This window comes from Ruegeria jejuensis, assembly GCF_041537905.1.
Classification (GTDB): Bacteria; Pseudomonadota; Alphaproteobacteria; order Rhodobacterales; family Rhodobacteraceae; genus Ruegeria_C.
Genome location: NZ_JBGRUO010000026.1, coordinates 1 through 18350 on the forward strand (window position 1 = coordinate 1; position 18350 = coordinate 18350).

Annotated in this window: 21 protein-coding genes and 1 pseudogene; 11 read left to right on the forward strand and 11 right to left on the reverse strand. The window is 60.5% G+C overall.

The features are described 5' to 3' along the window. Window positions 1-529 precede the first annotated feature (529 nt). Window positions 530-1688: pseudogene (locus tag AB1E34_RS22255) on the reverse strand (IS110 family RNA-guided transposase). A 739-nt stretch (window positions 1689-2427) separates the two neighbouring features. On the opposite strand from AB1E34_RS22255, the gene AB1E34_RS22260 reads away from it, so the two are divergent. Continuing rightward, on the forward strand, window positions 2428-3009 hold the full coding sequence (locus tag AB1E34_RS22260) for a uracil-DNA glycosylase family protein (RefSeq protein WP_372574505.1): 582 nt from the start codon (window positions 2428-2430) through the stop codon (window positions 3007-3009). A 54-nt stretch (window positions 3010-3063) separates the two neighbouring features. After that, entirely contained in the window at window positions 3064-3852 is a 789-nt protein-coding gene (locus AB1E34_RS22265) for an SseB family protein (RefSeq protein WP_372574506.1), read from the forward strand. Window positions 3853-3905: 53 nt separating this feature from the next. Here the strand turns inward: AB1E34_RS22265 and yghU are convergent, their stop codons facing one another. Continuing rightward, complete coding sequence (yghU, locus tag AB1E34_RS22270; RefSeq protein WP_372574571.1) at window positions 3906-4784, reverse strand: glutathione-dependent disulfide-bond oxidoreductase; 879 nt, start codon at window positions 4782-4784, stop codon at window positions 3906-3908. 256 nt (window positions 4785-5040) lie between these two features. Between yghU and AB1E34_RS22275 the strand changes: the two genes are divergently transcribed. Both AB1E34_RS22275 and AB1E34_RS22280 read left to right on the forward strand, forming a co-directional pair. Further along, window positions 5041-5562, forward strand: a complete 522-nt coding sequence (locus tag AB1E34_RS22275) for a YHS domain-containing (seleno)protein (protein WP_372574507.1) — start codon at window positions 5041-5043, stop codon at window positions 5560-5562. 215 nt (window positions 5563-5777) lie between these two features. Beyond that, on the forward strand, window positions 5778-6755 hold the full coding sequence (locus tag AB1E34_RS22280; RefSeq protein ID WP_372574508.1) for a Hint domain-containing protein: 978 nt from the start codon (window positions 5778-5780) through the stop codon (window positions 6753-6755). Window positions 6756-6840: 85 nt separating this feature from the next. Here the strand turns inward: AB1E34_RS22280 and AB1E34_RS22285 are convergent, their stop codons facing one another. Then, window positions 6841-7413, reverse strand: a complete 573-nt coding sequence (locus AB1E34_RS22285) for a GcrA family cell cycle regulator (protein WP_372574509.1) — start codon at window positions 7411-7413, stop codon at window positions 6841-6843. A 126-nt stretch (window positions 7414-7539) separates the two neighbouring features. On the opposite strand from AB1E34_RS22285, the gene AB1E34_RS22290 reads away from it, so the two are divergent. Then, window positions 7540-8343, forward strand: coding sequence for an ABC transporter permease (locus tag AB1E34_RS22290; protein ID WP_372574510.1), 804 nt, complete (start codon window positions 7540-7542; stop codon window positions 8341-8343). Window positions 8344-8349: 6 nt separating this feature from the next. On the opposite strand, the gene AB1E34_RS22295 is transcribed toward AB1E34_RS22290, so the two are convergent. Next, on the reverse strand, window positions 8350-9234 hold the full coding sequence (locus tag AB1E34_RS22295) for a DMT family transporter (protein WP_372574511.1): 885 nt from the start codon (window positions 9232-9234) through the stop codon (window positions 8350-8352). 48 nt (window positions 9235-9282) lie between these two features. After that, the gene (locus tag AB1E34_RS22300) at window positions 9283-9648 is read right to left on the reverse strand and encodes a MerR family transcriptional regulator (protein WP_372574512.1); all 366 of its coding nucleotides are present in this window, start codon (window positions 9646-9648) and stop codon (window positions 9283-9285) included. A 79-nt stretch (window positions 9649-9727) separates the two neighbouring features. Here AB1E34_RS22300 and AB1E34_RS22305 point away from each other — a divergent pair, with 79 nt between their 5' ends. The 5 genes from AB1E34_RS22305 to AB1E34_RS22325 all read left to right on the forward strand — a co-directional run bounded on the left by AB1E34_RS22305 (window position 9728) and on the right by AB1E34_RS22325 (window position 13393). Beyond that, window positions 9728-9985, forward strand: a complete 258-nt coding sequence (locus AB1E34_RS22305) for a zinc ribbon domain-containing protein (RefSeq protein ID WP_372574513.1) — start codon at window positions 9728-9730, stop codon at window positions 9983-9985. 248 nt (window positions 9986-10233) lie between these two features. Continuing rightward, the gene (locus AB1E34_RS22310) at window positions 10234-11421 is read left to right on the forward strand and encodes an aspartate aminotransferase family protein (protein ID WP_372574514.1); all 1188 of its coding nucleotides are present in this window, start codon (window positions 10234-10236) and stop codon (window positions 11419-11421) included. Window positions 11422-11498: 77 nt separating this feature from the next. Next, window positions 11499-12425 (forward strand): ornithine carbamoyltransferase, encoded by a 927-nt coding sequence (gene argF, locus AB1E34_RS22315; RefSeq protein ID WP_372574515.1) that lies wholly within the window; start codon window positions 11499-11501, stop codon window positions 12423-12425. A 90-nt stretch (window positions 12426-12515) separates the two neighbouring features. Next, window positions 12516-12866 (forward strand): hypothetical protein, encoded by a 351-nt coding sequence (locus tag AB1E34_RS22320; protein ID WP_372574516.1) that lies wholly within the window; start codon window positions 12516-12518, stop codon window positions 12864-12866. A 44-nt stretch (window positions 12867-12910) separates the two neighbouring features. After that, window positions 12911-13393, forward strand: a complete 483-nt coding sequence (locus AB1E34_RS22325; RefSeq protein ID WP_372574517.1) for a copper chaperone PCu(A)C — start codon at window positions 12911-12913, stop codon at window positions 13391-13393. A 72-nt stretch (window positions 13394-13465) separates the two neighbouring features. On the opposite strand, the gene AB1E34_RS22330 is transcribed toward AB1E34_RS22325, so the two are convergent. Further along, a complete protein-coding gene (locus tag AB1E34_RS22330) occupies window positions 13466-14164 on the reverse strand; it encodes an NAD-dependent deacylase (RefSeq protein ID WP_372574518.1) in 699 nt (232 codons plus the stop codon). A 45-nt stretch (window positions 14165-14209) separates the two neighbouring features. Here AB1E34_RS22330 and AB1E34_RS22335 point away from each other — a divergent pair, with 45 nt between their 5' ends. Beyond that, on the forward strand, window positions 14210-14656 hold the full coding sequence (locus tag AB1E34_RS22335) for a low molecular weight protein-tyrosine-phosphatase (RefSeq protein WP_372574519.1): 447 nt from the start codon (window positions 14210-14212) through the stop codon (window positions 14654-14656). Here the strand turns inward: AB1E34_RS22335 and AB1E34_RS22340 are convergent. The 5 genes from AB1E34_RS22340 to AB1E34_RS22360 form a co-directional block, all read right to left on the reverse strand. Beyond that, window positions 14653-15276 (reverse strand): class I SAM-dependent methyltransferase, encoded by a 624-nt coding sequence (locus tag AB1E34_RS22340; RefSeq protein WP_372574520.1) that lies wholly within the window; start codon window positions 15274-15276, stop codon window positions 14653-14655. The genes AB1E34_RS22335 and AB1E34_RS22340 overlap by 4 nt on opposite strands. Continuing rightward, the gene (locus AB1E34_RS22345) at window positions 15273-16238 is read right to left on the reverse strand and encodes a LysR family transcriptional regulator (protein ID WP_372574521.1); all 966 of its coding nucleotides are present in this window, start codon (window positions 16236-16238) and stop codon (window positions 15273-15275) included. The genes AB1E34_RS22340 and AB1E34_RS22345 overlap by 4 nt, the downstream gene beginning before the upstream one ends. 162 nt (window positions 16239-16400) lie before the next feature. Beyond that, entirely contained in the window at window positions 16401-16712 is a 312-nt protein-coding gene (locus tag AB1E34_RS22350; protein ID WP_372574522.1) for a hypothetical protein, read from the reverse strand. A gap of 150 nt (window positions 16713-16862) precedes the next feature. Further along, entirely contained in the window at window positions 16863-17141 is a 279-nt protein-coding gene (locus tag AB1E34_RS22355; protein ID WP_372574523.1) for an acylphosphatase, read from the reverse strand. A 135-nt stretch (window positions 17142-17276) separates the two neighbouring features. Continuing rightward, entirely contained in the window at window positions 17277-18347 is a 1071-nt protein-coding gene (locus AB1E34_RS22360; RefSeq protein ID WP_372574524.1) for a hypothetical protein, read from the reverse strand. Window positions 18348-18350 lie beyond the last annotated feature (3 nt).

The window sequence follows — 18350 nt, forward strand, 5'->3', positions numbered from 1 at the left end:
GACCTGGAAAACGTTCTTGGCCAAATCAACGCCGATTGTGGTAACTTGCATGGGGTGGCTCCTCTCAAAAGCAGACTTAGACACCCGCACTATGGCGCATTGCGACGCCGGTTGGAGCAGGAGCCATCCACCCAATCAGCAATGCGAAAGCTGCGATGCAGCATCCGGAAGGTGCACTGAGTGTCCTCTGTGGGTGGCGCCTGCATTGCAAGTGTTTTCTGGTGATTTCTGCGATCATTTTCGTCAGTACCGTCGTCTGTCCGGCCTCACATGATGATGTCTCCGTCAATAGTATAGTTTCTTCATTGGAATCCGAGGCGAGCTCTCTTCCGACAGACCCCTGTCTGTAAACCTCACATTCGGCGGGATCCTGATCCCAACCACTGTCCCGCATACGGGACCGGAGAACTCCAAAGGAACGGCGCCACTCTGTGATGACGGCATCAATTGTGCCATGCCGGACAACGGCGACGTACCCTCGGTTACCAGGCGGCTATGCCGTCGCAGAGCAACCTGATTTCGCTGATTGTCAACTTGCGGGTTTCATTGTCGCTCCTTGCGGGACTATCCCGTGGGTGGCAAACCGCCAAAGGGCAATCAGCAGCTTCTGGGCGAGTGCAACAATCATTACTTTCCGCACCCGCCGACCGGTCTGACCTGTTCGCTCCCGGAACCAGACAACCTGCTCCGCTCCGGGCTGGTAACGCAGCCAGAGCCAGGCCAGTTCTACCATGGTCGTTCTTAGTCTCCGGTTCCCGGCTTTCCCGATCCCTTGCTCATGTTTTACCCCTCCACTGTTGTAGGGTGTCGCCGTCAGGCCAGCATACGATCCCAACGCCTTGCCATTGGCAAAGTGGCGCACGAAGGCCTCGCGAACCAGCACGGTGGCGCTCTGCACCCCAATACCGCGTAGTTGGCAAAGCTGCTGGATCATTTCGCCCGCCTTATCCTCAGCGGGTTCCTTAACCACGGCATCACGTTCCCGTTCCAGCTGAGCGATTTGGGTGAGGACGAGCTCGAGCCTGGTTAAAAGCCGTTCAATTTTTTGCAAATGCATTCGGAGGCAATGGTTCACCCAGACCGGTGCGCAAGTCCAGCAATCGGCGTCGTCGACTTTGGAGAAGAGGGTTGTAACCTTCCACGCCCAGCGTTGCCAGGACGGCGTCGATCCGGTTTGCCAGCGCAACGCGCTCGGAGATCAACCCCGTTCGCTCGCGCACGCATCGGCGTGCATCCTCGTCGGCTTCGTCCGGGATCGGTACCATAGAGCAGACCCGAGGTTCTCAGCGCAACCACGCCATCAGAGTGCGGAGAAGCAACTCGGCATCAATCCCGTCGGATTTGGCGCGACGCATGCGGCGATCCACTGGGACACCCGAAGGCTGAATGACGTGGACTGTGACATCCTTTGAGGTCAGCCATCGCGCCAACCAGAAGCCGCACCACCCAGCTTCATAAGTCGCGATCACACGATCGACACGACTATCAGCTGCCGCGGCCCGGCTCCGATACTCGTCAATCGCCGCTTCAAGGGCCAGTTTATCGGGCGCGATGGTTTTCCTGGTTCTGGATTGCGGCAGGCCCGGCACTTGTGCCGCGAGAACCCACGACTTGCTGCTGAGTTCAAAGGCGAGGGCCAGCGTGCTTTCGTAATGAACGGGTTTCGGCATATTGAGTGGCTGTAACATGATCAGATCTCCTCTTCTTGACGGCGCGCAGTCTATCCTCCTAGCGCCCCTCATCATGAGATCTATTAGCGCAGGGCACGCGGCTGCTGGCCCTGATGAATTCCGCGAGCAAGGTTCCAATCGGCTTATCGACCTCGGAGGGCCGCGGACACTCCCGGAGTGTCCTTGCTCGTAGTTGACTTATTTCCGCATCATCACTTCAACGTCTTGCATCTCGTAGACAGCCAGCGTGGTTACAACGCTGGTTGCCGGTATTCCTGTTTCTTCGTGAGCATCGCCCAGATGGCCCGAGCGGCCTTGTTGGCCATGGCCACGGTTGCTAACCTTGGAGGCTGTCGGTCCAACAGGGCGATTGTCCATGGATCTACGCGGTCCGGATTATCCTTCATATGCCTCAGTCGTGCCGTCATGCCTGCTACCAATAGGCGTCGGACGAGGACGAAGCCGCTGTGGCGGCAGGGGCGCTTTTGGTTGGTGTATTGCGATGATCTGACGGTCTGGATTTTGGGACTGGGCGCGTCTGTATACCAATTGATTATCGTCTTACTCAGGTCGTTGTTTGTCGGTAGAGGCGGTAACTGCGCCAAAAAAGTGTTTGATCCCACGGTTTGATGGTGTGATCCTTTCGTTGGAATGGAAGGAAGCAATATGGGACAAATTCGTCATGGCAGCTTGACCTGTTGGACGAATGTCGGGTTCCGGGCTCATCAACTATCGTGAGGATGCACTACTATCTTCAATGAATGAATTTGAAACCCTGAAATCCGAGATGCGTGCCTGCTCTCTTTGCAAAAATCTGCCGCTTGGACCCAACCCGCTATTTCAGCTGAGCGAACAGGCGAGAATCCTGATTGTTGGGCAGGCGCCCGGCCGTATTACACATGCCAAGGGGCGTCCGTTCGATGATCCGTCAGGTGATCGGCTACGCAACTGGTTGGCGATCGACAAGGACAGGTTTTATTCGGACCCCAAGATAGGCATATTCCCGATGGCTTTATGTTTCCCTGGCAGAGGGGCAGGTGGCGATAAGCCGCCACGTAAAGTTTGCGCGACGACCTGGCGCGCTCCGGTCCTAGGGGCATTGCAGGATGTACGACTCACCTTGATCTTGGGCGCATATGCGATTGCATGGCATGCGCCATCGCTTAGAGGACTGTCCGTAGCAGACGCGGTATCGCGGTCAGGTGAGCGTGACGACGGAAATTTCATCCTCCCGCACCCGAGCCCGCGAAACAACCGGTGGCTCAAAAACAACCCTTGGTTTGAGGCAGACATTGTGCCGCGCATACAGCGAAGTGTGTATTCTCTATTGAACAGCTAGGTGGACCAGGTGGCCAGGTTCTGCGGGTTGGTGGTCGAATACGGGACGTGATAAATGACTGAGCAAACAGCGCTGGATGTCGCCCATGCGGCGATGGAGCAGGATGGCGCGGATGATGCCGCCCGGTTGCGGTTTTTCGAACGGCTGGCCGATAGTGAGCTGTTCCTGCTGCTGACGCAGGAGGCACAGGGCGATGAGATCTCGCCAGAGCTGTTTGATGTGGCGGATGGTCGTTTCGTGCTGGTGTTCGACCGCGAAGAGCGGCTGGCCCGTTTCGCCGGGCGGCCCGCGCCTTACGCAGCGCTGTCGGGCCGGGTGCTGGCCGGGATGCTGGCGGGGCAGGGGGTCGGGCTTGGCCTCAATCTGGATGTGGCGCCTTCGGCACAACTGATACCGGGCGAGGCGGTGGACTGGCTGCTGGACACGCTGGCTCAGCAACCCGATCAGGTGGAGGGTCACATCGCCGAACTGCACGCGCCTGCGGGCCTGCCGGAACGTCTGTTGACGGCACTTGACGCGAAACTGGCCACGGCCGCAGGTCTGGCGCAATCGGCTTATCTGGTTGGGGTGACCTATCAGGGCGGGGGCCGCGGTCATCTTCTTGCCTTCGTGGATGCCCCCGAGGGCGCGCGCGAGGCGCTGGCCAAGGCAGCCTCGGAGGCGCTGACCTTTTCCGGTATCGAAGCCGGTTCAATGGATGTGGGTTTCTTTGCCGCCAGCGACCCCATGGCGGCAAAGCTGGCGCGACACGGGTTGCGCTTTGATTTACCGCAGCCTGAGCCGCTGGCAACAGCACCCGCAGCGCCCGGCATGGACCCGGAAAAGCCGCCGGTGCTCAAGTAAGCACTGCTTCCGTTCTGCGGGCGCGACCCGTCAAGACCGCGCCGCAGGGCCGATCACTCTGCTGCCGGTTCCAGCTTGTCCTGGGTGCGATGCTCGAAATCGCTGGCGTCATGGCGCTCGTGCAGCTGGGTATGGGGTTCGCCAAAGGCTCGGTTGACCATGCGGCCGCGTTGGACCGCCGGGCGCGCGTCGATCTTTTTGGCCCATTTCATTACGTTTGCGTAGCTGCTCACATCCAGAAATTCTGCTGCGTCATAGAGCCGACCGAGCACCAACTGACCATACCACGGCCAGATCGCCATATCTGCAATGGTGTACTCATCGCCCGCGATATACTCCTTCTCCGCCAGTTCGCGCTCCAGCACGTCAAGCTGGCGCTTGGTTTCCATCGCGAAACGGTTGATCGGGTATTCCCATTTCTCGGGCGCATAGGCGTAGAAGTGGCCAAAGCCGCCGCCCAGGTAAGGCGCGCTGCCCATCTGCCAGAACACCCAGTTCATCACCTCGGTGCGCGCCGGGCCCTCTTTGGGCAGGAACTCACCGAACTTTTCGGCAAGATGAAACAGGATCGAGGCGCTTTCGAACACCCGTAACTCGCCATCGCCAGAACGATCCAAAAGGGCGGGGATTTTTGAATTGGGGTTGGCTCCGACAAAGCCGCTGCTGAACTGGTCCCCTTCGCCAATATTGATCAGCCAGGCATTGTATTCCGCACCGGAATGCCCAAGGGCCAGCAACTCTTCCAGCATGACCGTGACCTTAACGCCGTTGGGGGTCGCCAGGGAGTACAACTGTATCGGGTGGTCTCCGGTCGGTAGGTCCTTGTCATGGGTCGGGCCGGCGATGGGCCGGTTGATAGAGGCAAAGCGCCCGCCGCTTTCTGCGTCCCAGGTCCAGACTGTAGGCGGGGTGTAGGTCGATTGGTCGGTCATCAGCAGGTCATCCATTTCTTGCAGGGCACCACAAGCCCGCGACCCGCAGCTAATACCGTCGCGGCCAAAGTCCAACCCCATCCAGCGTATTTCGGGCCCGGTTTGAAACATTTCGGCAGGTTGGGCTCACGAAATCTCGTGCCATGTCACAGCGCCGCGAGGGGGGCTTCGCAAGTGCTGCAAAGCTCCTATTGTCAGTGTCACGCTGGTCACGCGCCGGCATCTTGATGCAACAACCCCTCAGAGGACCCGATATATGAAACGTTTTGCCTTTGCTCTTGTGACCGCCGCGACCACAGCGCTGGCGCTTCCCGCTTTTGCGGGGCCGCAATATCTTGACGATACCGGCTTTGCTGTTTCGGGCTATGATGTTGTCGCCTACCGCGATCTTCCGCAGGCGAAAGTCGGCCAGTCCCAGCCCGAAGGTGTCAAGGGCAGCACCGAGTTCACCGCCGAATACAATGGTGCCACCTTTGCCTTTACCAACGCGGAAAACCGTGACAAATTCCAGTCCAACCCCGCTTTCTATGCGCCGCAATATGACGGGCATTGTGCCTATGGCGTGTCGCGCGGCGGCAAGGTGCCGGGCAACCCGAACCTGTGGCGCATCGTCGATGACAAGCTCTATCTGAACATCACGCCAAATGTCGTCACCTTCTGGGAAGAGAACATTCCCGGCAATATCGATCTGGCGCAAGGTAACTGGCCCGGCATTGAGGCAGACACAGCCTCGACCAACCCGATCCCGAATTTCGAATCTGCGGCTCCGGTCAAGTAGTCGCGTCGTTACCCCCCTTGTAAACAGTTTGCGCCCGGTCATTTCACCGGGCGCTTTTGTATTGATCATCCCTCTGACAACCCCGAAAAATTGCTCGCCCTATGCGTGCGCGCTTAAAAGGTATAGCCTGACCGGCGAGCGGAGGGGGCTTTACGGATTCGCCATGAAGCCCCTTTACTGTGTTCGTCTATGTGCCAGTCGAAGGGAATCCGGCGATGAAAAGGCTAACGATCTATCAGTTGAATACCGATCCGCTCGGCAGCGCCAATGTTACGGTTCTGGATGCTTTTCAGGTCGATATCGTCGATACGGATGATTTTCTTGAAAACCCGGACGCGGACGGGAACCCGCAATTGGACGTGACCGGGATTCCCGGTTTCATCGGGAATTCAACATCGTTCCAGGTTTTTGAGACATATAGCGGAAATGTCGGAACGGAGCCTGTTACCTTCACGCTTCTGCAATGGCAGGGCACACCATACATGGTCCTGACTGCCGGATCGGTGGAGGTTGGGGAAACGGTTACGGGCACCAACAATGTCATCGTGAATGCGCCGCCAGCGGAATACGATACCTTGCCGGATTTTGTGTGTTTCGTTGCGGGTTCACTGATCCTGACCCCGGACGGCGCGCGCCGGATTGAAACGCTGAAACCCGGGGACGAGGTCATTACGGCAGATGGGTCCGCCAAGCGGGTTCGCTGGGTGGGCAGGCGGCGCTTGCCTGCGCATGAGTTGCGCAACAATCCGCATCTCACGCCTGTGCGAATCAAGGCGGGTGCGTTTGGGCCGGATCGTCCGGCGCGCGATCTGCAGGTGTCGCCGCAGCACCGATTGCTGGTGACCGCCGCCGAGCTTGAGGTCTGTTTCGGAGATGCGGTCATGCTGGCCCCAGCCAAGGCGTTGATAGATGGCGCGCGGATCTGTCAGGAGCCGATCGAGGCCGGCGTGGAATATGTCCACCTGCTTTTCGATCAGCATGAGCTGGTGCAGGTCGAAGGGATCTGGTCGGAATCGCTCTATCCCGGAGATTGCACTGTGGAGGCGATGCCGGAACGCTCCCTGCGTGAGTTAGATATGCTGTTTCCCGATCTTAGGGCAGGCGCCGGATCCGTGGCCTTTCCAGTTCTGAAACCGTTCGAGGCCAATATCTTCAAGGAAAAGTTGCAGCTTTGCGCACCTCGGCTCCCGTGAGAGCCAAACGTTGTAGCGAAAATCAAAGACCCCGCGCTGGACCGGCGCGGGGTCTTTGCAGTGTTGGTGATTGGCTGAGCGCGCCTTAGCGGCGGCGGTCGCGGCGGGCGCTCATCGGCTGAAACGCCACGCCCACATGCGCCTCGCAATAGGGTTTGCCCTGCTGTACGGGCAGGCCGCAGAACCAGAAATCTTCGGTCGCGGGGTCGCCCACGGGCCATTTGCAGGTACGCTCGGTCAGTTCCATCAGGCTGATCTTCTTGGCCTTTTTCTCGACCTCGTTGACCTTGGCCAGTGCCTCGGGGCTGATTTCATTGGCCGAGGGCTGCGGTGGCAGCGGTTGGCCCGCCGGAATGATCTGCTTGCGCGGCGGCAATGGTTTGACTTCGGCGGCGGACGCAGGCTCAGGCGCCGGACGCGCCGGCTCGGTCTTGGGCGCGGGTTTGGGCTTGGCCTCGGCCTTGGGCGCGGGCTTTTCCTTTGGCTCGGCCTTGGCGGGGGCTGCCCCGCCAGTACGGTTCGACAGGCCCAGACGATGCACCTTGCCGATCACCGCATTGCGCGTGACACCACCCAGTTCTTTGGCGATCTGACTGGCCGACTGACCTTCGCCCCACATTTTCTTGAGCAGTTCCACACGCTCGTCTGTCCAGGACATGGCTTGCCTTTCAAAGCGGGAAAGCGGCCCCTGACGGCGCCGCCTTCGAAATATTACCTGACGCCCTATTCTAATCACTGCCGCCTGAGTTACAAGGCAGATCGGCATCAGATTCGGAGCCAGACCATGCATGACCCTTCAGTACTAGGCGAGCGCCGCTTCGGGCGGGTGAACTGGCTGGGGCTTTATACCCTGGCGCAGCGCGAAACTCGTCGCTTTCTGTCAGTCTGGACACAGACCATTCTTGCACCGCTGGTAACGGCAGGCCTGTTCATTCTGATCTTTTCGATCGCCATCGGGCCGGGGCGGCCTGACGTGATGGGCGTGCCGTTCCTGACCTTTCTGGCGCCGGGCATCCTGACCATGACGGTGATCCAGAACGCCTTTGCCAATACCTCCTCCTCGGTGATGATCGCGAAAGTGCAGGGCAATATCGTCGACACGCTGATGCCGCCTCTGTCCGCGACCGAGATCTTGCTGGGTTATCTGGCAGGTGGCGTGGCCCGTGGCGTGCTGGTGGCGCTGGCGATCGCCTGCGGCATGGCGCTGGTGCTGGGGGTGGTACCGCATCACCCGGTGCTGGCGCTGGTCTTTGTCGCGCTGGGGTCGGTGTTCATGGGGTCGCTGGGGCTGGTGGCTGCGATCTTCGCCACCAAGTTCGACCAGATGGCTGCAATCACCAATTTCATCGTTACCCCCTTGGCGTTTCTGTCGGGCACCTTCTATTCGGTGCAGGCACTGCCGCCGGTTCTGAACGTGATCACCCATATCAACCCGGTCTTCTACCTGATCGACGGCGTGCGGTTCAGCGTGATCGGTGCGTCTGACAGCCCGCCCGTTTTGGGTCTCGCGATCTGCCTGTTGGCAACGCTGGCGGTCTGCGCCCTTGTCTGGCGGATGCTGCAAAGTGGGTACCGCCTCAAGGCATGAGGGGGATCAGGCCCGCGCCAAGCGCCCTTCGCGCAAGGCCAGCAACAGCGCGCCTGCGATGATGACCGCCGCGCCGGTCAGGCTGATGGTATCGGGGATCACTCCGAACACCGCGAAATCCATCAACGCGACAAAGACCAGCGTGGCGTAGCTGAACGGTGCCACGAAAGAGGCATCCGCCCGCGCCATCCCGTTCACGAAGCAGAACTGCGCGCAGGCCATCAACCCACCCAGGCTGGCAAGGGCGACCCATTGTGCGCCGTTTGGCATCTGCCAGACCGGCAGCACGGCAAGTGTCGCGATGGTCAGGCCGATGCTGTTATTGACCAGCAGCACCTGAATGGGGCGTTCGCGCCCGGAAAGCTGCTTGATCAGGATCAGTTCCAGCCCGATCATCGCCGCTGCCGCGAGCGCAAGCAAGGCGGCGGGGTCGAAACTGGCAGGTGTCGGACGCAGAAGGATCAGCGCGCCCATGAGCGCGATGCCCGCAGCCAGCCAGCGGATCGGGCCCACCTTCTCGTGCAGCAGGGGAATGGCCAGCAGCATGGCGAAGACCGGGTTCAGGAACGAGATCGCTGTAGCGTCGGTGACCGGAATATAGGCCACCGCCGCAAAGGTCAGCGTGATGCCGACCCAGCCGCAGCTTGTCCGGCCCAGATGCAGCCGCCAATGCACCTTTCCCAGCTTTGGGCGGGCGGCCAGCACGACGGTGACAATCAGCAGGAAGGCAAACAGAAACCGCCCATGGCTGATCTGCATCGGATGCAGCGCCGGGCCAAGCGCTTCCGTCCCCAGCGCCTTGGCCAGCAGCGTGGTCCCGGCCAGAAAGACCGAGGCCAGGACGATCAGCAATGCTGCAAGGGCAGGACTATGAGAGGGCGCGCGCTCCATGCGCAAGCGGTGCGGCAAGCCGTGCCCCGGCGCAAGCGGAAAGTGATCTCAGGGCTCGGTCGGCGGTGTCGCCAGCACCAGCTTGGCGCGACGCAGGCTGTCCAGAAAACGCTCGGATCGTTTGACCCGGTCCGCGACTTCGTCGATCCGCGCCTGCAGGAACGCCTCGCCATCGAAATCCTCGCAATCAGCGGCCTCAAGCTGGGACAGGAACAGGATCAGGTCGGCAATACTCATGCCAGCGGCCTGCGCATCTGCGATCTGCTCAAGCTGGATCAGCGTATCTTCGGGATAGTCGCGATAGTTGTTTGTGGCCGCCGCACCCGCGTGCGATTGGATCAACCCCTGCTTTTCATAGAAGCGCAATGTATCGCGGCTGAGTCCGCTACGTTTGGACAACTCACCGATCCGCATGGCAAAACCATTGACTTAACTCCATGGTTTTGATCCTATGGGAACAGCCCGCCGAGGGCAAGCGAGGATGAGGGACGCCATGTCAGGTCGATGCCAAAGCTGCGGAATGCCGTTGTCGAAAGACCCCGAAGGTGGCGGCAGCGAGGCAGATGGCAGCCTCAGCACCACCTATTGCTCGATCTGCTATGCCGAGGGTGCTTTTCGCCATCCCGATGCCTCGTTGAGTGAGTTTCAGGCCTACTGTGTCGATGCGCTCGCCGCCAAGGGCATGCCGCGCATCCTGGCTTGGGCCTTCACCCGTGGCATGGGCAAGCTGGATCGCTGGCGCGAGGCCTGAGCCATTTTGCAACCCCAACCTTCCGAAAGGGGTTTTCAAGAACGGTATCCTCCGTTATGAGCCGCTCTTATGTTCAAACGCACACATATCCGCCTGCAGCGACGCCGACGCCCGAGCGCGTGATCCGGCCCGTTTGAACCTGCGCCCTGTTTGGCGCACCCAACCCACCAAATCAGTTGACGAACCCGGCCCCGGTGTATCACTCATGTGTTTCATTTGGGCCCAACCCAGCGAAAGAGGATGATCCGATGATCCCGTCCGTTCTGCCGACCTATAACCGTGCGCCGCTCGAATTCGTGAAGGGCGAAGGCGCCTGGCTGATCGAGGCGGATGGCCGACGTTTCCTTGATCTGGGCGCCGGGATTGCCGTGAACGCGCTGGGCCATGCCCATCCGACGCTGGTGCAGGCGCTGACCGATCAGGCGCAGAACCTGTGGCATGTCTCCAACCTCTACCAGATTCCGCAACAGCAGGCGCTGGCGGACAAGCTGGTGGAACATACCTTTGCTGACACGGTATTTTTCACCAATTCCGGCACCGAAGCCTGTGAGCTGGCCGTGAAGATGGCACGCAAGCATTTCCATGACAAAGGTCAGCCGGAAAAGGTCGAGATCATCACCTTTGACGGGTCTTTCCATGGCCGCTCCTCGGCGGGTATTGCGGCTGCCGGATCGGAAAAGATGACCAAGGGCTTCGGCCCGCTGCTGCCCGGTTTTGTGCATCTGACCTTTGGCGATCTGGACGGTGTCACCAATGCCATCACCGATGCCACCGCTGCGATCCTGATCGAACCGATTCAGGGCGAGGGCGGCATTCGTCCGGTACCTGACGCGGAGCTGAAAGCCCTGCGCCAGATATGTGACGAGAACGACCTGTTGCTGATCCTGGATGAGGTGCAATGCGGCGTCGGTCGGACCGGCAAGCTGTTCGCCCATGAATGGGCGGGCATCACGCCCGACATCATGATGGTCGCCAAGGGCATCGGTGGCGGCTTTCCGCTGGGCGCGGTGTTGGCCACCGAAGAGGCGGCCAGCGGCATGACCGCAGGCACTCATGGCTCGACCTATGGTGGCAATCCGCTGGGGTGCGCCGTGGGATGCGCCGTGATCGACCATGTGGCCGACCCGGAGTTCCTCGCCGAGGTGAACCGCAAAGCGGGGCTGTTGCGCCAGAAACTGGAGGGGTTGATCGCCGACCACTCCGGCGTCTTTGAAGAGGTGCGCGGCGCTGGCCTCATGCTGGGCATCAAATGCAAGGCGACCAATATCGACGTGGTGAACGCGGGCTATGACAATCAGGTCATCACCGTTCCTGCAGCCGATAACGTGATCCGCCTGCTGCCGCCGCTGACCTTGACCGAGGACGACATCTCCGAGGCGCTCATCCGTCTCGATAAGGCCGCCCGTCAGGTCGAAACCAACCTCGAAACCGCCTGATCCATCTTCTTGCTGAACACGTGCCGGGGTGCGGGGTTCGATCCCCACCTCCGCCGCCAGCCAAAAGCGACAAAGACATGAAGCATTTTCTCGATATCCACAAAACCGACGCCTCTGACCTGCGGGCCATGATCGATCAGGCGGGCGACATGAAACAGGCCCGCCTGGGCCAGCCCAAAGCCGCACTTGATGCGGATCAGCCGCTCAAGGACCGCATGGTTGCGCTGATCTTCGAAAAACCCTCGACCCGGACGCGGGTGTCCTTTGATGTGGGCGTGCGCCAGATGGGCGGTCAGACCATGGTGCTGTCTGGCAAGGACATGCAGTTGGGCCATGGCGAAACCATCGCCGACACCGCGCGCGTGCTGAGCCGTTACGTGGACATGATCATGATCCGCACCTTTGACGAAACCATCCTGACCGAGATGGCGGAATATGCCGATGTGCCGGTGATCAACGGGCTGACTGACCGCACCCATCCCTGCCAGATCATGGCCGACGTCCTGACCTTTGAGGAACATCGTGGGCCGATCAAGGGCAAGAAAGTGGTCTGGACCGGTGATGGTAACAATGTCTGCGCCTCGTTCCTGCATGCGGCGGGGCAATTCGGGTTCGATTTCACGTTCACCGGCCCGGCGCAGTTCGATCCGGAAGAGGAATTCATGGGGTTTGCCCGCCAGAAAGGCTCCACCGTGGTGACCGAGCGCGATGCGTTCAAGGCGGTGGAGGGGGCCGATCTGGTAGTGGCCGATACCTGGGTGTCGATGCATGACGCCCAGTCGGCCAAGGAACGCCGCCACAACATGCTGCGGCCCTATCAGGTCAATGCCGAGTTGATGGCCCACGCCAAGCCCGATGCTCTGTTCATGCATTGCCTGCCTGCCCATCGCGAGGAAGAGGCGACCTCTGAGGTTATGGATGGCCCGCATTCGGTGATCTTTGATGAGGCGGAAAACCGGCTGCATGCGCAAAAGGCGATCATGCGCTGGTGTCTGGGCGTCTGAGCGGGCGGGAACAGGGTGAATGCGGCTGATTGTTGCACGGCCCGGTTTCGGGTTGCGCCGGTCAGGTCTGCCTTTCATACGTGAGGGCGAATGGGAAATCCTGTGCGCATAAGTCTTGCCCTTGTGATCTCGGCGCTTCTGGCGCTGACCGCGCAGGGGCTTGCCATGTCGCGGGGAGTCTCGGCCTCGGTGGGGCAGATGGTGATCTGCACCGGAACCGGGCCGGTCATGGTCTATGTCGACGAAGACGGCCAGCCCACACGCCCTCCGCACTACTGCCCCGATTACGCGCTGTCGCTGCTCGGTGCGCTTGATGTGGTCGAGATCGCGCCAGATGCAGGGCCATCTGTTACGACGGATCCGTTGAGGCTTTCTGAAACGCAGGTGGTGCATGTCGGGGTCCGAAGCACATTGGCGCGTGCGCCCCCGATGGCTGTCTGACACCACATCCCCAGATTTCAGAATTCCAACCAAGGAGAGACGACATGTCTTTCAAATCTTTACTCCTGTCCGTTCCGACATTTGTTGCCATGGCAGGCTCTGCCCTTGCAGGCGGTATCAGCGTCGAGGACGCTTATGCACGGTCATCGGGCAAGAACGCCAAGGCCGGGGCGGCCTTTATGGTGATCGTGAACGAGAGCGATCAGGATGATCGCCTGATTGGTGTTGCCGCCGATATCTCGTCGCGGGCGGAACTGCATACTCATCGCGAAAACGGCGATGGTGTGATGCAGATGATCCATGTGGAAGAGGGCTTCGAAATCCCGGCAGGCGCGCACCACGCGCTGGCGCGGGGTGGCGATCATGTCATGTTCATGGGGCTGAACCAATCGCTTGAGCATGGCGATACGGTTCCTGTGACCTTGATCTTTGAGCATGCGGGAGAGATCCAGATCGACATCCCTGTCGATCTGGATCGCAAGCCTGAGCATGGCGGGGCGGCACACAAGTCCCATAGCGGCGGCTGAACCGGGGACGCGCGGTCTCGGGCCGCGCTGCGGCCGTCGCCCGCGCGTCGGTCCGGGCTATGCACGGACCGGTCAGCGTGCCCTGGACAGCAGGCTCTCGACCCAGGCGGGGACAGAGCTGGTGGCCGGGCCTGTCAGCACCTGATCGAACATTGAGGCACCCTCGGAGGGGTCGAGATTGAGCTCGACCGTTGTGGCGCCTGCGCGTCGCGCCTGCTGCACAAAGCCTGCCGCCGGATAGACCTGGCCCGAAGTGCCGATTGCGGCGAAGAGGTCGGTGCTGTCCAGGTGGTCGAATATCTCGTCCATGAAATAAGGCATCTCGCCGAACCAGACCACATCGGGGCGCCCGGCGGCGGCCTGACAGGCCGGGCAGGGCTGGCCGGTCTGCATCTCGGGCGGAGACTGCCAGCGGTGATCGCAAACCGCGCAGAGCGCGCCGGCCAGCGTGCCATGCATGTGGATCACGCGGGCGGTATTTGCCGCCTCGTGCAGGCCGTCCACGTTCTGGGTGACGATCACGACCTCACCGGGCCAGTCTCGCTGTAGCCTCGCCAGCGCCTCATGCGCGGCGTTTGGTCTGGCTGCCGCCGCCTGCACCCGGCGCGCGTTGTAGAAGGCATGCACGAGGTCGGGATTGCGCGCGAACCCTTCGGGGGTCGCCACATCCTCGATCCGGTGCTGCGCCCAGAGCCCGCCTTCGTCGCGGAACGTGCCCAATCCGCTTTCTGCGGAAATGCCAGCCCCGGTGAGGATCACGATCTTTTTCATATCAGTCTTTCTGGTCTATTCCTGCGGGACAAAGGAGCCCTGCCCATGACCCATCGTATCCTGTTTGTCTGTCTTGGAAACATCTGCCGTTCGCCCGCAGCTGAGGCAGTGTTTCGCGACATCATGCCGGAGGCCCAAACCGACAGCGCCGGCACCTCGGATTGGCATGTGGGAAAGCCCCCTTATGCGCCGATGCAGGCGGCGGCGCGCATGCGAGAGATCGATATGTCGGACCTGCGGGCGCGGCAGTTTTCGACCGCGGATTTTGACCGTTTCGACCTGATCATCGGCATGGATGCGAGCAATCATGCGGAGATCGAGGCCCTGAGACCGGCCGATAGCACGACGCCCGTGCGATTGTTGACCGACTTCGCCCCTGACAGCGGCATGGATCACGTGCCCGACCCCTATTACACCCGTGATTTCGATCAGGCGCTTGATCTGATCGAGATGGGCGCGCAAGGCCTGCACCGGCACTTGCGGGGCGATTAATCGGCCCCTTTCTGCGCCAGTAGCAAGGTCATTCCATAGCAATCGGGATCTTCGGGGGTGAATGCCACCACCCGCAGCCCTTCTTTGGCAAGGATGCTGGCATATTCCGATTGCGACAGGCTGGAGTGATAAACCGGGTCGTTCCCGACCTGTCCAGCAACCTCGCCCGCTTCTGGACCGACGCTGAGCAATAGCGCGCCACGGGCACGCAGATGCCCCGCCATGCGAGGGAGGACATCGCGCTGTTCGGCTTGTGTCAGGTGAAAGAAACTGTTCCAGCCGATGATCCCGTCGAACCTCTCGGGCAAGGCCAGCACCCGCATATCACCGAGCCGCCAATCCCCTTCGGGACGCCTTTGCCGCGCGATGCGGATCATGGCCTGCGAGGCATCCATACCCACAACCCGGTGCCCCAACCCAAGGAAATAACCCGCAATGGGATCGCCGGAACCGCAGCCAAGGTCCAGGATGCTGGCGTGATCCGGAAGCAATGCGACAAACCGGTCGAGCCAGGGTTTTTCGATAAGCGCCTGTGGGCGGGTCCGGGCGAACCAGTCGGCATTGCGTTCATAAACGTGCTGCGTCTGGCGCGCGAGCTTGGCAAGAGGCGGGACCCTCACGCCTTGATGACCTGGAACTGATCGCCCAGCCACGGCATCTGCGCGACCGCCGGGTCGATCATATGGCTCTGCACCAGGCGCCGCATCATCTGCGCCACATCGCGCGGCACGGTATCAGCCCAATCCGCCCCGGCAAAAAGCGAGATGGTGCGCGCAAAGGGGGCGTTGGGCAGGGGGAAGGCCTCGATCTGATCGTGAAAGCGGCCTGCACGCATGAAGCCCAGCGGCGTGGTCACCGCCCAGCCCAGACGCCGCCCGGCCATGGCCATCAGCGCCAGATGCGAGCCGATCTCGAAACGATGTTCGAAGTGCAGGTTCTGACGGGTCAGGTAGCCCTCGATCTGGTGGCAGATCAGCTGTTCGTCGGTATAGCGCAGCAAGGGCAGGTCGTGCAGTTGCTCGAACACCGCCGTCTCGCTTTCGATCATGCCCCTGGGCGCCACCACCATGAACGGGTCGCAGACCAGCGGGTATTCCATGACGCCCTCAAGCGCCTCACCCGGGCTGGCCGCAACCGCGATATGCAGTTCTTGCGCACGCATCGCTGCGCTGATCTCGCGGCTAGGGGCAGTGATCAGCTTGAACCGACATTGCGTCAGGCTCTTGGCCAGCATGGTGGCAAGGCGCGGAGTCAGGTCATTGTCGAAATCGTCGATCAGCCCGATCGACAGCGTGGTCAGATGGCTGAGGTCCATAACCGTGAGTTCGCTTTGCGCCAGCCGCAACTCTCCGAGCGCGGCCTCGGCGCGTGCCAGAAACGACCGTCCCGCCGGGGTCAGGCGCATGGGGCGTTTGCCGTGATCGAGCAGATCGACACCCAGCGCGGTTTCAAGGTTGCGCAGTTGTTGGCTGACTGCGGGTTGACTCAATCCGGTGGCTCCGGCGGCCTGGGCCACCGATCCGGTTCTGGCGAGCGCCTCGAACACTTCGAGGCCGCGCAGTGTCACACCTTTGGTCAGCATATCGGCCCCACCACAGTTTCCGATTTTCTTAACCTCTGCGGCGGAAGGGTCAAGAAAATAGTCAGCGGCCCGGCGAGTGCGCGCCGAGTGTATAAGTTTTGTGAAATCAGAACTTCAGCCTCAGGCTAGGATGGCCTACATGTTGGCCAGCTTGAAAGCTGCTCAGCTACAGGAATTCTGCGCGCGCGCGCCAAAGGCCTTGTAGCGCCGCCAGAGCCGTTCATCGCTGCTCCGGTCCGACATGCGGATTTCCTGCGCCTCATGCGGGTCCGAGAACCATTTGGCCACCTTGCGCCGCTCGGACGCGCTGAGCGACTGGTTCGCCACCCGCTGGATGCAATTGCACAACCGCGTATTGGCCGCAGGCCGGTCCGACGCCCGGCACGCCTTGCTGATCGCCCCCGCATCAGCAGGCATCGGCATCATCGCCGCCAGACTGCCCGCACATAGAACAATGGTCAGAAATTTCTTCATCTCGCACCTCAAACTTCACGACGGAGTTTGCCCCCATTCGAATTAACAAAGAGTATGTCGCAAAGTGATTCGCCGATCAACGCCCTTGTCACCGCAGGGCTCCACTTGACGACAGGGGGTGGCGTCGCAACGGGCGGCCGCCCGTGCCAATTATCGCAAAACGACAAACCCCTGCGTCTTCGGGGCGGGTGAGGGATGAACCTCGACCAAATCAACCCGTGCCGCAGGTGGCCCCTTGTGCAAGAGCGCCACCATCTCGTCGACCCGCGCAACCGGCCCGGACAGACAGGCCGCGACCGAGCCATCTGCCTCATTGCGCACCCAGCCCTCCAGCCCCAAGCGCGTGGCTTCCTGTCGTGTCCAGCCGCGAAACCAGACACCCTGCACCCGACCGGTGATCTTGACGGTGATGGTTTTTGTGGTGGTCATTGGCTTTGGTCCATTTGACTTGCCGTCAATGATAGCAGATTGCGCCTAACTGGAACCTGAAATTCCCCCGAGTTGATGCGCCCCGCGGGGTCCCGAACCATTTGCTGATCGTTCCGCGGTAGCGCGGGTTCGCTTTTACGAAAGAAACTTCAACCACTCCTCGACGGCCTTGATCAACGCCTCAACCTTCTCCGGTTGGGTCACAAGATAAGCTCCACCGGATGGGATGCCCCATTTGATCAGTGTATCGACCGTTAGATCGACCTTTCGGCCGCACCATTTCACGATCGCCACCAACCCGGTTTTCAACGCCTGCAAACACGCCGCCACCCGGTCCTGGTCGGGCGCGTCACTTGCAACCTCTTCCTTGATCCCGGCGGCGGCATCCCAGATCAGAGTGATCGAGGTGGTCAGTGCCTGCACATCTTCTATCTCTTCGGGTGGATTGTTCCCTCCGACGCCATGCCGGCTGGTCACCTTGCCGATATGCGCCTGAGGCAGGTCCGTAAGCGCTATCTCCGTCTGGATGCGCGCAATTTCTCGCGCAACGGCTTCGGGGCCCGCGTTCCAGATTTGGTCGTCAATCCGAGCGACGCGGAATTGCAGATTCCAGTCCAGTGCCTTGCCGTCGAGGAGGCTTCGGTACCAATCGCGCCAGAACGACCAAGTTTCACTTTCGTCACCGAAGAAGGCGAACATATGGTCTTCCAAGCGGTTCGAGAGAGAGCCTTCGACTCGCTCTTCATGTTGGGAGTACATATCTAGCCACAGTGGAGTGCTGGTGGCCGGGCTTGAATCGTGCTTCTTGGATTTGGCTTTCTCGAATTCGATATCTTTTAAGAAGGCGTTGTGAAGCTCGTTGCCGAAGTAATGGTGCGACGATGCCAGTTGACGTAACTCGTTGGATGATCGGTTCTGGTGCGTGGCAAAATCCGCAACGAATACGGATATCGCATCTGCTACTAATTGCATCGGCGCGTACCCATCGTAAGCATCATCGACAAGTTCATCGGTGCCGATTTGTTGGGCAATGCTTGAGGCGAGGCCCCTGTCCTGTTTGAATGCGTAACAATGGGCGTTTATGCAAATTTGCAAAAACCGAAGTGTTACTTGATCGCCGTGGCCGGGGTTATCAGCCTCACCTTGCGAATAGATCGAGAAGGGTAACATCCTTAGTACAGTCCTAAGCCCAGCCAGATCGTCCATTGA

Coding starts and splice junctions, on each gene's coding strand:
- AB1E34_RS22260 (WP_372574505.1), top strand. CDS start 2,428: ATGAATGAATTTGAAACCCTGAAATCCGAGATGCGTGCCTGCTCTCTT.
- AB1E34_RS22265 (WP_372574506.1), top strand. CDS start 3,064: ATGACTGAGCAAACAGCGCTGGATGTCGCCCATGCGGCGATGGAGCAG.
- yghU (WP_372574571.1), bottom strand. CDS start 4,784: ATGACCGACCAATCGACCTACACCCCGCCTACAGTCTGGACCTGGGAC.
- AB1E34_RS22275 (WP_372574507.1), top strand. CDS start 5,041: ATGAAACGTTTTGCCTTTGCTCTTGTGACCGCCGCGACCACAGCGCTG.
- AB1E34_RS22280 (WP_372574508.1), top strand. CDS start 5,778: ATGAAAAGGCTAACGATCTATCAGTTGAATACCGATCCGCTCGGCAGC.
- AB1E34_RS22285 (WP_372574509.1), bottom strand. CDS start 7,413: ATGTCCTGGACAGACGAGCGTGTGGAACTGCTCAAGAAAATGTGGGGC.
- AB1E34_RS22290 (WP_372574510.1), top strand. CDS start 7,540: ATGCATGACCCTTCAGTACTAGGCGAGCGCCGCTTCGGGCGGGTGAAC.
- AB1E34_RS22295 (WP_372574511.1), bottom strand. CDS start 9,234: ATGGAGCGCGCGCCCTCTCATAGTCCTGCCCTTGCAGCATTGCTGATC.
- AB1E34_RS22300 (WP_372574512.1), bottom strand. CDS start 9,648: ATGCGGATCGGTGAGTTGTCCAAACGTAGCGGACTCAGCCGCGATACA.
- AB1E34_RS22305 (WP_372574513.1), top strand. CDS start 9,728: ATGTCAGGTCGATGCCAAAGCTGCGGAATGCCGTTGTCGAAAGACCCC.
- AB1E34_RS22310 (WP_372574514.1), top strand. CDS start 10,234: ATGATCCCGTCCGTTCTGCCGACCTATAACCGTGCGCCGCTCGAATTC.
- argF (WP_372574515.1), top strand. CDS start 11,499: ATGAAGCATTTTCTCGATATCCACAAAACCGACGCCTCTGACCTGCGG.
- AB1E34_RS22320 (WP_372574516.1), top strand. CDS start 12,516: ATGGGAAATCCTGTGCGCATAAGTCTTGCCCTTGTGATCTCGGCGCTT.
- AB1E34_RS22325 (WP_372574517.1), top strand. CDS start 12,911: ATGTCTTTCAAATCTTTACTCCTGTCCGTTCCGACATTTGTTGCCATG.
- AB1E34_RS22330 (WP_372574518.1), bottom strand. CDS start 14,164: ATGAAAAAGATCGTGATCCTCACCGGGGCTGGCATTTCCGCAGAAAGC.
- AB1E34_RS22335 (WP_372574519.1), top strand. CDS start 14,210: ATGACCCATCGTATCCTGTTTGTCTGTCTTGGAAACATCTGCCGTTCG.
- AB1E34_RS22345 (WP_372574521.1), bottom strand. CDS start 16,238: ATGCTGACCAAAGGTGTGACACTGCGCGGCCTCGAAGTGTTCGAGGCG.
- AB1E34_RS22350 (WP_372574522.1), bottom strand. CDS start 16,712: ATGAAGAAATTTCTGACCATTGTTCTATGTGCGGGCAGTCTGGCGGCG.
- AB1E34_RS22355 (WP_372574523.1), bottom strand. CDS start 17,141: ATGACCACCACAAAAACCATCACCGTCAAGATCACCGGTCGGGTGCAG.
- AB1E34_RS22360 (WP_372574524.1), bottom strand. CDS start 18,347: ATGGACGATCTGGCTGGGCTTAGGACTGTACTAAGGATGTTACCCTTC.